The organism is Eubacterium sp. AF34-35BH (genome assembly GCF_003477765.1).
Classification (GTDB): domain Bacteria; phylum Bacillota; class Clostridia; order Lachnospirales; family Lachnospiraceae; genus Eubacterium_G.
This window is the reverse complement of record NZ_QUDZ01000005.1, coordinates 15,545-27,586: the sequence shown is the minus strand read 5'-3', so window position 1 is coordinate 27,586 and position 12,042 is coordinate 15,545. Positions and strand designations below refer to the sequence as shown.

Below are 12,042 nucleotides of genomic sequence, written 5' to 3'. Positions count from 1 at the left end.
AGGAGTGGAAGAAATTTGTTAATTAATTTATATGATAATCCTAGAAAATTGTATAAATATTATCCATTATCAAAAGAATATGCAGTAAAATTGGCAGATGATGAAAAAGGTACAGACATCTTAATGTTTGCGCCTAATTTATCAAGAGAAGATGCAAGCAGTATTGGAGAAGTAATAGATAAATGGAGAGCAATAGCATTAGATGGATATATATTTTATGCATCACCACAGTTTTTTAGGGTTGAATTTATAAGATGTCTATCATGTATTATAAAAATATATTAATGACTTGAGTATTCTTTCAAGTTTTTTCTAAAAAACTCGAAAGAATACTCAGAGAGCAGTTTAAGATATAGCAGTGCTATGTAAGTTTAGTTAAATTCATTCATAGCATCCACATATGCCTGTAATCCATTAGGTTTGCAAGCCAATTCAGCATACAGCAGAGGATTTTCTTGGGCAAGCCGATATAGATACGCAATGTCATCAGGTGTGTTGAGCAAGACAGCTGAATTGCATTTTTCACAACTGATAGTAAGAGGTGTGCCGGTATATGTATCATTGATGGCATTAACAATAACGGAATATGTGTCAGGTTCATACATACCAAACAGGTAACAAGGATTATTTTGCTTCATGATGTTCTCCTTCCCACAGATACTTAGCACCATCAAGCAGGTCAATGATGGCTGTAAGCAGATTGTTATAATCGGTCTGTAGTTCTTTGATTTCATCGCTTGTAGGAAGACTGTTTAAAGCTTGATGTTCACAGCATTCAATAAATGATTTTTGCATTTCAAGTAATTGCAGATACAGAGCATTAACAGTCTGCACAAGAGGATATATAGTTTCTTTCTTGCCGACAACGCAGATGCGATTATAGATGCAGGAACGGACAAAGTAATCTTTCTTCATCATGCCGCTGGCAAGGATACGAGCTTCGATTTGTTTGCGTTCAGCATCGCTAATTCTAAAACTTATAGTTGGGTGTTTGTGTTGATTGCTCATAGAAAAGCTCCTTTTATAGTTGGCGTAGCAGCAGGCACAGTTAAGCACTCGCAAGCCAAATTTGATTATTCGTTTTTAGTAGTAAAAGTAGATTATATCTGCCATGGATTTCGTAGAAGCAACATGGAATAATTGCAACTGATTTGCTACTAAAGTTTTTGAAAACGATATGAAAAGAGTAACATAAGATGAAACAGATGCGGTGGAATGCCGCATCAAATCAACATTTTTGATTTGATGATACTTCCTTTGGGAAGAGTTTGAGTAGCCGTTTTTTTGAATTCAAATTTTTAAAAAGCCTTTAAATAAAGGGCTTTGAACCACATAATTGTATATAATATTACCGAAGTGATACCAATATGATACCATTTCGGCAAATATAGGAGAAATAAGGCTCCAATGTGATTAATTAGTCACATTGGAGTCTTTTTTTCGTTTTATAAGTAAGTAAAGTAGTAGCGGTGCTACCACGACTTTGGGAAGAAATACATTTATATTAAAACTGTGGTCAATGAAAATAAAATAACAGTTTATAAAAAAAAGGAGATGAGAAATATGTAGCAGAATGATTAACGGAAAACTATTTGTGTGAGGTGTAAAATTGATTTACAAGTATGGCATTGTAGAGCACGTGTATATCATAGAAAATGGGATGCACATAAAAGAAGTGATAATAGTTAATATAGCCAATGGTTTCTATCAGATCTGCTTTACGGATATAAAAGGCTCAATTAAATTAAGAGAGTCAAGACTATATAAGACTATTGGAGAAGCAGCGACAAAGAACAGGGCTACGAAAAATGAATTTTGATACTACTATTGATTACATTGTTACAGGTAGGAAATGCATTGTAGTTGAGGATGAGGAACACTAAAAAAGTAGTAGTGGTGCTCCCACGTAATTTAGTTATAACAATAGTAAGATAAAAGAGGTTCAGGAAAGAACCAGAATCCTTAGAATCGAGGATTAGCATTAGAATGTGTAATGAGTTTCTACTATATGTAAATAGTTTGAAAATATGAATGAGCCGTGACCCATATTTGGTAGCCGTGATATTTTCATATACTGATGACGGTCAGATTGAAAGAGACTTGTTGGAAAGGACTTTTGGCGTTGTCTGATGTTGCTTTTAACATCCCAACATACCAGACGTGGTAACACATTCCTTTATTAGAGAAGGAGATTAAAATGGATAACATTGAAATTGGAAATAGAATAAGAGAAATCAGAATTAAGAAAAATATATCAGTTTTTGAATTGGCATATAGAACAAAAACAAGCCAGTCACATATTTATCAGATTGAGGGTGGTTCTCAGAATATGAGTATAGAATTATTATTCAAGATAGCAGACACCTTGGAAACTGATCCAAATACAATATTAGGAGTTAAGAACAACATAGCATCTGTGGATGAAGCATTAAATGAGCTTCCATTAGAAATGAAATCAAAACTCTCAGTACTATTCGGAGCAATGATTAATCAGATAAAAGAACAGGATGTAATTAATTAGATAAACAGACGATATGAACTATTTTTTCTTTCCTCGTGATTAGAAGTTCATATCATATTTGAATATAGTTTCTTCCTATAATTTTTTGGAGAACCTTCAGGAATGCAAAACCTGAAGGTTTTTTGTTTGTAATAACTAATAATATAATTATTTTATAAATTTAGGTCATAACATAAGATGTAAAATTGTGTGTTAGGTACTAGAAAAACAAATGAACAAAAGGGATTTTATATAGAAAAAAAGAATGCAAGACAAAGTGATTAAATATTATGCGTCGTGCTATTGTAAAAAAGTCAGCTTGAGAAAAAAAGTAGAAATTGTAGTGGTATAATGATATATAGGAAAAAAGACAATTTAATTTTTAATGGCGAGAGTAACTAGAAATGGATGCGGTAAAAATGTCACATCTATTTTTTTATATTTTATAAAAGAGGGTTAAAATTTATAGTATGATAGGTTTTATTTGAACAAAAGTGACGATTTACTAGGAAAGGGGTAATTAATGCACGTTTTAGTGACCGGTGATGTACATGGTGATATTTTGCTACTATTGGAAATGGTAAGGAGTATTGAGAATGATGAAATGTTGTTTGTAACGGGGGATTTTGGATTATTTTGGTTTGATATAAATTCAAATAGTGATAAATATACTATACTTAACAATATGCTTGAGAGCAAGAATGCATACATTGTCTTTGTAGATGGAAATCATGAAAATCACAATTTTATTAATAGAACAGAAATAAGTGAGTTCTGTGGTGCAAAATGCCATAAGTTATTGCCTAGAGTCATTCACATAATGAGAGGTGAAATAGTCAATATAGATGGAATCAAAATTTTTTGTTTTGGCGGAGCTTATAGTGTTGACCGCTTTTGGCGCGAGAAAAATAAAACATATTTTGAAGAAGAACTTCCTAATGAAAATGAGTACGATAGTGGACTAAATAATTTAATTAATGCAGATTTTAAAGTTGATTATATTATTACCCACACTTGTCAAAGGAGGCTTGTTAAGAAACTTGGTCAAAGACACAAAGCAATAGAGGAAATTAAGTTACAAAATTACATTCAATGGATAGTGGACAATGTAGAATATAAGAAGCATTATTTTGGACATTGGCATATGGATAAGAAAATTAGTGAAAGTGATATAGCTATATTTAATAATATCAGGAATATGCATACCGATGAAGTGGTTGGAAATTTTAGAAGAATAATGTAGCAGACTATTAGTTTGTTTGTAAAAAAATTAAGTTATTAAAGAGGTGCAAATGAATATAGAAATTTATTCAAAGAAAGCAATTGAGGAGTTATTAAAAAAAGTAAAAAAATTGAAGAATACAGCGGTTATTAGTTTTTATGATCCACCAAATGCAAAAGGAGAGAGGGCTACTCCCGTTGATTATTCAGGAAAAGCAGATATGCTATTTCAAGTAGCAGTAAATGATATTGATATAGAAGTATTGCCGGAATATGATTTGACTTTTGAAACATATTTTACAGAAGTAGATGAACTGGCAGAATTTATAGATGAGGCATATAATAAGAATATGGATATTATATGTCAATGTGAATATGGTCAAAGTAGAAGTGCAGCATGTGCAGCAGCTATATTGGAATACTACAACAAGAATGGTATAAGCATATTTGCTGATTATAGATATTATCCGAATCAGATGATATTTAATAAAGTTTTAGATGCTTTAAAGAAATATAACAAGATAAAATAAAAGTATTATATATTAAAATATTATACTTACATTACACCTTGTATGTGTTATAATTAAAGTAATTATGAGAGCGGAAAAATTGGATATATAAGGTCATTAAGATAATGTGTAAGAAAGGGACGAAATATGAATTACACTATACCACCAAAGAAAATGATTATAATAAATATTTTAGACATTCTAAAACGTTATACTGATGAAAATCACAAATTAAGTCAGAAACAGATAGCTGAAATATTAAAGAATGAATATAACACTACTGTTGAACGCAAAACTATCAAAAGAAACATTATGAACCTCATTGATTTCGGATATGAAATTGAATACACAGAGACGGTTCGTTATGTAAAAAACAGAGAGGGGGTTAAGGAAGAAAGCTCGATATTATCTGATTTTTATTTAAAAAGAGAATTTACGGACAGTGAGCTACGACTTTTAATTGACAGTTTATTGTTTAACAGATATTTACCAGCCAGACAATGCAAAGATATGATTGCTAAGATTGAAGGTTTATCTAATGAATTCTTTAAATCACGTGTTAAACATATTCAGAATTTGCCGGACAATATGCCACGCAATAATCAGCTATTTTTTACACTGGACATATTGGATGAAGCAATAACAAAACACAGGAAAGTTGCTTTTACATACAATGAATATGGAACGGACAAGAAACTTCATCCAAGAAAAAGTGAACCTTATGTAATTAATCCATATCAAATGGTGGCTGTTAATGACAAATACTACTTGATTTGCAATGTGGATAAATACGATAATGTGGCACATTTTAGAGTTGACCGAATGACAGATATAAAGATGCTTCAAGAAAAGGTTAAACCGCAAAAACAGGTTAAAGGCTTGGAAAACGGAATTGATCTTCCAAAACATGTTATGGAACACATATATATGTTTAGCGGCGAAAGCATACGTGTGAAGTTTAAAGCTAAAAAATACATATTGAGCGAAATCTTTGACTGGTTTGGGAAAGAGGTTCAGTTTATGGACGAAACAGACGATGAAGTAACATGTTCGGTGTATGTGAATGAAATGTCAATGAGAAAATGGGCGTTACAGTATGCGTTGCATGTAAAGGTATTAAGTCCACAAACGTTAGTTGATGCAGTTAAAGACGACTTAAAAGCAGCATTGTTGAACTATGAAGAAAATTAATGAGTAAGTTACTTTAAAAAAATGTTAAATTAAAAAAGCAAAGGAGAAAACATATGAGAATTTTAAATCATGACATGCAAAGATTTTTGACTTATACAAATTTTGAAATTGACATTGATAATGAAAAGGAAGATATTTTAAAAAAATGTATTAATAGAGCGTATAGGGATTTGTCAAGAAGAATACCTTATAAATACTCACTTTCGATGATAAAGAATATGAAAAAAGAAGATGCAAAGATTTTTAATAATAAAAAGGAAGAGTTTAAAAATAGTGTATATGAACTATTTAAAGAAAATATAAATTCAATCACAGAACCTATAGAATTGATTGAGTTAATTAAACAAAAAGCTGATGAACAAGATATATGGACAAATGAAAAAGGATTTACATATGGTCTTTCTCAAAAATGGGTAAATATGACGTTGAAATATTTATTGATGTTTGATGAATGCCCTATCAGTAAGGAAAAATTAGATGTTCCGGTGGATAGTTATATTATCAAAGTAGCAAATGCTTCTGAAGAAAAAAATAAACTGGGCTTGGATTTAAATTATTGTAAGTCAGTTAAATGGAGTACATGGAATGACATTACGGAATATACTATTTTCCAAGACAAGATAAGAAAGAAAACAGAAGAGAAAAATTACGAAACAAAGATTGATTGGGAATATCATGCATGGTTAGAGCAGGCGAAAGAAAATAAATAGAGAATAAAATTGTGATATGAAATTTAAGTCAGAAAAAATTCTTACATCAGTTGTAGGTAAAGAAAAGGTGATTTATATTCCGGAAGGTTTTACACATATAGATGAATATGTATTTGCTGAAAATTCAAACGTAGAAAAAGTAGTTATGCCAAAAACTATGAGAAAAATTGGAAGAGAGGCTTTTGCTGATTGTGATAATTTGAAAACAATAATTTTTAACCATGGAATAGAACAAATAGGTGAGGGAGCGTTTGATGGATGTGGTAACATAAATAAAATTAGAATACCTGGAACTATAAAAGAAATCGAGGACTATGCATTTGAGGGATGTCGTAAGCTTGATAATGTTATGAATGATTTGATGTTAAAGATAAAATAAAATTTCATAGGACAAATTTGTCTCATCAGTTTTGCTATTCTTCTTATAAAGATTTTGTATGAACTATTTATAAAATCGAACTTACTATAGGAGGGAAAAGATGGGACTAAAAATTGACACAAATACGAGGCGCACAGACTATTTCAATTTAGATATGTTGCTTTCGGAGTTACCATTAAAACTAGAAATGTTGGGGTGCTCAAAAGAAGCTTATGATGAAATGGAACAGTTATATTACGTAAGTTTTACACCTAAAGAGGAAAGGCAATATAAAAACGAAAGTTTTGCTATATGTATTTTGAAAGATTTTTGCAGATTGGAAACACCAATTTTAGAGAGATATATCAAATTACTAGTTTTTTTAGATGATGATGATAGTCTGTTTGATTGGGACAAAGAAATTTTAAAGGAAGAATTGAACAGGATAAAAAAAGTAATCAGTTTGGAAGGTGAGTATGATGGAATGTATGTAACTGAAGATGGGCAAATATATAATCAAATGTATAAGGCATTAGAACATGCAAAGGAGAATCCACTTATGTATACTTGTTACGAAATACATAAGAAAAAAGAGTGGTCAAAAAAGGATGAGTGTATATTTTGGTATAATAGATCTTGCCAATTAGTAGGTTATGAATTATTTGAAAACGAAGGAATAAATGAAGAAATTAATGAAGAAATTAATGAAGAATTTTGGAAGTGTAAAAATTAGAATTAGAAATAGTTTTATCGGAAAAGAATATAGCTTATTCACAGGAATAAAGTGTACACACATAAAGAAAGAGAGGAAGTTTTTATGCACACAAAGGAAGATATTGTTAAAATATCAGAAGAAAATCTTGATATTGCAAGAAATGAATTGATTCAAGCAATTGAATTTAATAATGACTTTTTGCTAGATGAATGTGAAGATTTAAATGATGTAAATGAGTTACTAAATATCGATGATCTTGTATTTAATGATAAATATGATCATGTACTATATGACAATGCAGAGTCAAAGATTTACTTTAATAGAATATTACGAAAAATATTAAAAGGTAATTCATCAAAGCATGCACTTAAACAACAATATGAAGCAGTTATAAAATTTATCAGAAGAGAAAAAAGAAAATCCAAAGAAATTATTCAAAACGAAACAGAATTTATTGAGGAATGTAATGCATTGATTAGTTTAATTGACGAATTGAGAGGAAAAAATGTTAAAAGGTAGAATGATTTATTTGGATGTAGTAAATCCTAGTTGCTGTTAGAATTAGAAAAAACACAGGCGTTTTAAAATTGATTCGCCTGTGGTTTTTTACTGTAAAAAAGAATTTATAATAATATTCTATAAAAAAATTTTCCATAATAAACATTGAAATATAATTTAATTTTGTCCTTTACTAAATTAACAAATACTTTATGAGTTTTTAAACCATTATCCAGTTCAGGATGAGAAACAAAACAGGTAAGAAGAAAACAAATATAAGCTTGACTTTTTGTTAAACAAAAAATATAATAGCAACATAGGAGGTATGCATATGTCAAAGATGGGAAGACCAAAATCAGACAATAACAAAGATAAAATTGTTGCTGTAAGGCTTACTGATGATGAGCACAAAAGACTTACTATGTATGCCGAAAGACATTCACTAAATATGTCCGACGTTCTGAAAAGTGGGTTATACAAGATACTTGAAAACCAGGAAGAAGATGAACAATAAATATAGACAAATTTAATTAAAGAAGTTTAGGTGGCTACCAATTGGCTACCACTTAAGCGATTAATCACAACAATACAAATAAATGTAAACAAATTCGATTATATAAATTGCCGATTTTAAAGTGATTACAGTGCGTAATACGTCAGGAAAATCGGAGTTTGAATAGACACAAAAATCCCACAAAGCCTTTATTTATGGGCATTGTGAGAGGTAGTGATTATATCGTGGCAACGATATGGCAACACTAAAACAATTTACCCATATGTATAAATGAAAAAACCTTACTGATTTTGAGGAGTCAGTAAGGTTTTTTTATGCTCTTTTATAAATCAATTAGTTTATGATATCCGTGAGTATTAGCCGGATAGTTGTATCTCCAATTATCGTATTCTTTCTTGGAGATTTCTCCGGCATCAAGCTTGGACTTCATCTTTGCCCAGGACTTTGCCTCATGACCTAAAGCGTCGTGGATGGCACCTAAGTCAAGGGTAACATGACTTCCTTCCTGTCTGACGGATATACCATAAATATCTTCAAGAGTGAACAGAAGCTGCATAATTCCCACATGAGTATCAATGTCAGGAACATTAATGGCCGCAGGAGAAACTTCCAAAATGGAAGAAAGAGTTTCAATCAAATCGTCCTTGGGAACACGTTTCTCTGCTTCATATTGAGCCATGCGGATATCAGCAGTACTTTCCTTAAAACCTAACTGAACTCCCAATTCCTTTTGAGTTAAACCTTTACGCTTGCGAAAAGTTCTAATTCTTTCACCAATTGCCATAACAAACCTCCAAATTAACATAAAAATTCCCAATGTGGGATAACTTAAACAAATTCGCTATGGTCAGTATAACATAGGTAAAAATGTATATCAAGAAAAACTTAAACAAAAAAAGTTAATTCTTCTATTGACTTAAACTAAAAAGTTTAATATAATGCACATTATCTTAAACAAATATGTTTAAGAAATATAATACAGGAGGAAAAAAACATGGAAAAGAACTTTATGACAGTCGACGATGTTGCCGAAGAACTTTCTGTTTCAAAGTCCAAGGCTTACAAGATTGTAAGACAGCTTAATAAGGAACTGGAAGAAAAAGGCATCATCACGGTAGCAGGACGTGTCTGTACTTCTTATTTCAGAAAAAAAGTAATGTACAGCGGTGATTAGAAAATATTTATTAAAGGAAGGTGATGAACATGAGCGTTTATTCTTACATGGCAAATAATAAGAAAAAATGGAGAGCTGTTTATCGCTATACTGACTTTACCGGAAAAAGAAGACAGACACAGAAAAGAGGCTTCAATACAAAAAGAGAAGCGGAGTTTTGGCTTGAAAATAAGAAGAAAGCCGAAAACGGACAATTGAATATGACATTTGGAAGTTTTTATGAAATCTACGAAAGGGACAAGAAGGCAAGGGTAAAGGAAACCACCTTTGAGACAAAATCATATGTGGCAAGAGATAAAATCCTTCCTTACTTTAAGGACAGAAGAATGGATGAGATTAAACCAAAGGATGTAATGGAGTGGCAGAATGAACTGCTTAATTACAGGGATGAAAAGGGAGAGCCTTATTCATCAGGTTACTTAAGAACAATTCACGCACAGCTTAGCGCAATATTTAATTTTGCAAAAAGATATTATGGGCTATCCACAAATCCTGCAGCAATAGTTGGAACAATGAAAAATGACGTTGAAAAGGAAGTGGAAATCTGGACAAAGGAAGAATACCTGAAGTTTTCGGAAGCAGTCATGGACAAGCCATTATCGTTTTATGCATTTGAAGTATTGTATTGGACAGGTGTTAGGGAAGGAGAACTACTGGCACTTACTCCGGCAGACTTTGATTTTGAAAATAACACAATGAGAATCAACAAGAATTATCAGAAGGTAAAGGGGCGTGAAATCATTACTTCTCCAAAGACAAAAAAGAGTAACAGGGTGGTGAAGATTCCACAGTTTCTGGCAGATGAGATTAAGGATTACATGAAATGCTTTTATGACCTGAAGCCTGACCAGAGACTTTTCTTTAAGTCAAAAGGGTATCTTGGACACGAAATCACAAGAGGCTCCAAGAAGGCAGGAATTAAGAGAATCAACATACACGCCCTTAGACATTCACACATTTCACTGCTTATGGACAGAGGATTTTCAGCACTTGACATAGCTGAAAGGGTAGGGCATGAAGCAATCAGCATTACTTACAAATATGCTCACATGTATCCAAACAAGCAGGATGAAATGGCAAGAAAACTTGAAGAGGAAAGGAGTCAGGAATAATGGAAAAATCATTGGACAGTCACGGTCGTTGGAGAAAGAAGATAGTAGCCTTCAGGGTTTCTGAGGAAGAGGCAAGGATCATTGATGACAGGGTTGCCCTGTCAGGACTGACAAAGCAGGAATACATTATCCGCAGGCTGTGTGAAAAGGAAATTGTGGTAAATGGAAATCCAAAGGTTTACATTGCCTTAAAAAACAGACTTAATGACGTGTACGAGGAGTTAAAAAGAATTACAGGTGCAGGTGAGGTTGATGATGTTTTGTTAGAGGTAATTGAACTAATCGGCATTACCATGAACGGAATGAAGGAGGATAAGAATAATGAATAATAAAACAACAGTGACTACCCTTAATGTATCTGTTGGAGCAGATAACGGGCAGTCACCAAGTGTTACCAAACACAGTAACAGTATAACAGATAATAATTGTGTCCGCAATTTGCAATCCACCGGTACCCCGGTGGGTGAAAATCTGGAAACAGTATCAATGGAAGAACTTTATGACACGGTATATCCCATTAAGAAGCCCTTGGTTGAGGATTTGATTTACAACGGAGTGTATCTGTTTGTCGGTGCACCAAAGGTTGGAAAGTCGTTCTTAATGGCTGAAATAGGTTTCTGTGTAAGTGCAGGAATTGACCTTTGGGGGCATAAGACCAATCAGGGAACAGTGCTGTATCTGGCACTAGAAGATGATTATGCAAGACTTCAACAGAGACTTTCAAGAATGTTTGGAATTGATGTGGCAGAGCATTTTTACTTCGCCACACGTTCCAAAAATCTCAATGAAGGTCTGGAAGAACAGCTTAAAGAGTTTCTTGTGGCGCATGCTGATACAAGACTTGTAATAATTGACACACTTCAGAAAATCAAGGAAATAAGTGGAGATAAATTCAGTTACGCAAACGATTATGACATCATTACAAAGCTAAAACACTTTGCTGATGAACATAACATTTGCATTCTGGTGGTTCATCACACAAGAAAGATGGATTCATCAGATGCCTTTGAAATGATATCGGGAACAAACGGACTGCTTGGTGCAGCTGACGGAGCTTTCATCATGCAGAAGGAAAAAAGAACTGACCTAAAGGCTACCGTTGACATAACAGGAAGAGACCAACAGGACCAGAAACTTTATCTTAAGTTTGACCCCAAGTTGTGTTTGTGGAAATTTGAAAAGGCTGAAACAGAGCTGTGGAAAGAGCCGGAAGACAAAGTACTTTCTGCTGTTAATACATATCTGATGGAAGCAGGATGTTTTCAGGGAACAGCAAGTGAACTGATGGACAAGATACCGGAGATTAATTTAGTTCCGAATCAGCTGACCAGACAGTTAAACATTAAGGCAGGAAGGCTGTATGAGGATTATGGCATCAGGTATGACAATAAGCGTTGTCACGATGGCAGAATCATAACATTGGAATATGAAAAAGAGTAAAGCGTGACGATGGTGTCGATGGTGTCGATGGTGACGATGTTTTATGGTACGTAAATCATCGTCACAACCGTCACGCATCGACACGGAACAAGATTGATTA

General features: G+C 32.8%; 17 protein-coding genes. 14 read left to right on the top strand and 3 right to left on the bottom strand.

What is annotated here, in order from left to right:
- Positions 1 to 15: 15 nt before the first annotated feature.
- A complete protein-coding gene (locus DWZ69_RS06870; protein ID WP_117999874.1) occupies positions 16 to 285 on the top strand; it encodes a hypothetical protein in 270 nt (89 codons plus the stop codon).
- An 86-nt stretch (positions 286 to 371) separates the two neighbouring features.
- Here the strand turns inward: DWZ69_RS06870 and DWZ69_RS06865 are convergent, their stop codons facing one another.
- Positions 372 to 638, bottom strand: a complete 267-nt coding sequence (locus tag DWZ69_RS06865; protein ID WP_117999873.1) for a hypothetical protein — start codon at positions 636 to 638, stop codon at positions 372 to 374.
- Positions 625 to 1,008 (bottom strand): hypothetical protein, encoded by a 384-nt coding sequence (locus DWZ69_RS06860; protein WP_117999872.1) that lies wholly within the window; start codon positions 1,006 to 1,008, stop codon positions 625 to 627. The genes DWZ69_RS06865 and DWZ69_RS06860 overlap by 14 nt, the downstream gene beginning before the upstream one ends.
- Positions 1,009 to 2,197: 1,189 nt before the next feature.
- On the opposite strand from DWZ69_RS06860, the gene DWZ69_RS06850 reads away from it, so the two are divergent.
- From DWZ69_RS06850 to DWZ69_RS06810, 9 genes are all read left to right on the top strand, one after another.
- Entirely contained in the window at positions 2,198 to 2,521 is a 324-nt protein-coding gene (locus DWZ69_RS06850; protein WP_117999870.1) for a helix-turn-helix transcriptional regulator, read from the top strand.
- Between the two features lie 502 nt (positions 2,522 to 3,023).
- Positions 3,024 to 3,743, top strand: coding sequence for a metallophosphoesterase (locus DWZ69_RS06845; protein ID WP_117999869.1), 720 nt, complete (start codon positions 3,024 to 3,026; stop codon positions 3,741 to 3,743).
- A gap of 49 nt (positions 3,744 to 3,792) precedes the next feature.
- Positions 3,793 to 4,251 (top strand): dual specificity protein phosphatase family protein, encoded by a 459-nt coding sequence (locus DWZ69_RS06840; RefSeq protein ID WP_117999868.1) that lies wholly within the window; start codon positions 3,793 to 3,795, stop codon positions 4,249 to 4,251.
- Between the two features lie 126 nt (positions 4,252 to 4,377).
- The gene (locus DWZ69_RS06835; protein ID WP_117999867.1) at positions 4,378 to 5,421 is read left to right on the top strand and encodes a WYL domain-containing protein; all 1,044 of its coding nucleotides are present in this window, start codon (positions 4,378 to 4,380) and stop codon (positions 5,419 to 5,421) included.
- Positions 5,422 to 5,474: 53 nt separating this feature from the next.
- Positions 5,475 to 6,131: a hypothetical protein gene (locus DWZ69_RS06830; RefSeq protein ID WP_117999866.1), complete on the top strand. Its 657-nt coding sequence runs from the start codon at positions 5,475 to 5,477 to the stop codon at positions 6,129 to 6,131.
- Positions 6,132 to 6,147: 16 nt separating this feature from the next.
- Complete coding sequence (locus DWZ69_RS06825; protein WP_117999865.1) at positions 6,148 to 6,510, top strand: leucine-rich repeat domain-containing protein; 363 nt, start codon at positions 6,148 to 6,150, stop codon at positions 6,508 to 6,510.
- Between the two features lie 100 nt (positions 6,511 to 6,610).
- Positions 6,611 to 7,222 (top strand): hypothetical protein, encoded by a 612-nt coding sequence (locus tag DWZ69_RS06820; RefSeq protein WP_117999864.1) that lies wholly within the window; start codon positions 6,611 to 6,613, stop codon positions 7,220 to 7,222.
- 84 nt (positions 7,223 to 7,306) lie between these two features.
- Positions 7,307 to 7,723: a hypothetical protein gene (locus DWZ69_RS06815; RefSeq protein WP_117999863.1), complete on the top strand. Its 417-nt coding sequence runs from the start codon at positions 7,307 to 7,309 to the stop codon at positions 7,721 to 7,723.
- 310 nt (positions 7,724 to 8,033) lie between these two features.
- Entirely contained in the window at positions 8,034 to 8,216 is a 183-nt protein-coding gene (locus DWZ69_RS06810) for a CopG family transcriptional regulator (protein WP_118436525.1), read from the top strand.
- Between the two features lie 322 nt (positions 8,217 to 8,538).
- Here DWZ69_RS06810 and DWZ69_RS06805 read toward each other — a convergent pair whose 3' ends face one another.
- Entirely contained in the window at positions 8,539 to 9,021 is a 483-nt protein-coding gene (locus DWZ69_RS06805; RefSeq protein WP_243002604.1) for a helix-turn-helix transcriptional regulator, read from the bottom strand.
- Positions 9,022 to 9,210: 189 nt separating this feature from the next.
- Between DWZ69_RS06805 and DWZ69_RS06800 the strand changes: the two genes are divergently transcribed.
- From DWZ69_RS06800 to DWZ69_RS06785, 4 genes are read left to right on the top strand one after another with little or no spacing between them, the layout of a single operon-like run.
- Positions 9,211 to 9,390 carry a helix-turn-helix domain-containing protein gene (locus tag DWZ69_RS06800; RefSeq protein WP_021952314.1) on the top strand — a complete coding sequence of 60 codons (180 nt, stop codon included), beginning with the start codon at positions 9,211 to 9,213 and terminating at the stop codon, positions 9,388 to 9,390.
- Between the two features lie 29 nt (positions 9,391 to 9,419).
- Positions 9,420 to 10,502 carry a site-specific integrase gene (locus tag DWZ69_RS06795; protein WP_117999860.1) on the top strand — a complete coding sequence of 361 codons (1,083 nt, stop codon included), beginning with the start codon at positions 9,420 to 9,422 and terminating at the stop codon, positions 10,500 to 10,502.
- On the top strand, positions 10,502 to 10,831 hold the full coding sequence (locus DWZ69_RS06790; protein ID WP_117999859.1) for a hypothetical protein: 330 nt from the start codon (positions 10,502 to 10,504) through the stop codon (positions 10,829 to 10,831). The genes DWZ69_RS06795 and DWZ69_RS06790 overlap by 1 nt, the downstream gene beginning before the upstream one ends.
- Positions 10,824 to 11,942, top strand: a complete 1,119-nt coding sequence (locus DWZ69_RS06785) for an AAA family ATPase (RefSeq protein ID WP_117999858.1) — start codon at positions 10,824 to 10,826, stop codon at positions 11,940 to 11,942. Before DWZ69_RS06790 ends, DWZ69_RS06785 begins: the two co-directional genes overlap by 8 nt.
- The last annotated feature ends 100 nt before the right edge of the window (positions 11,943 to 12,042 follow it).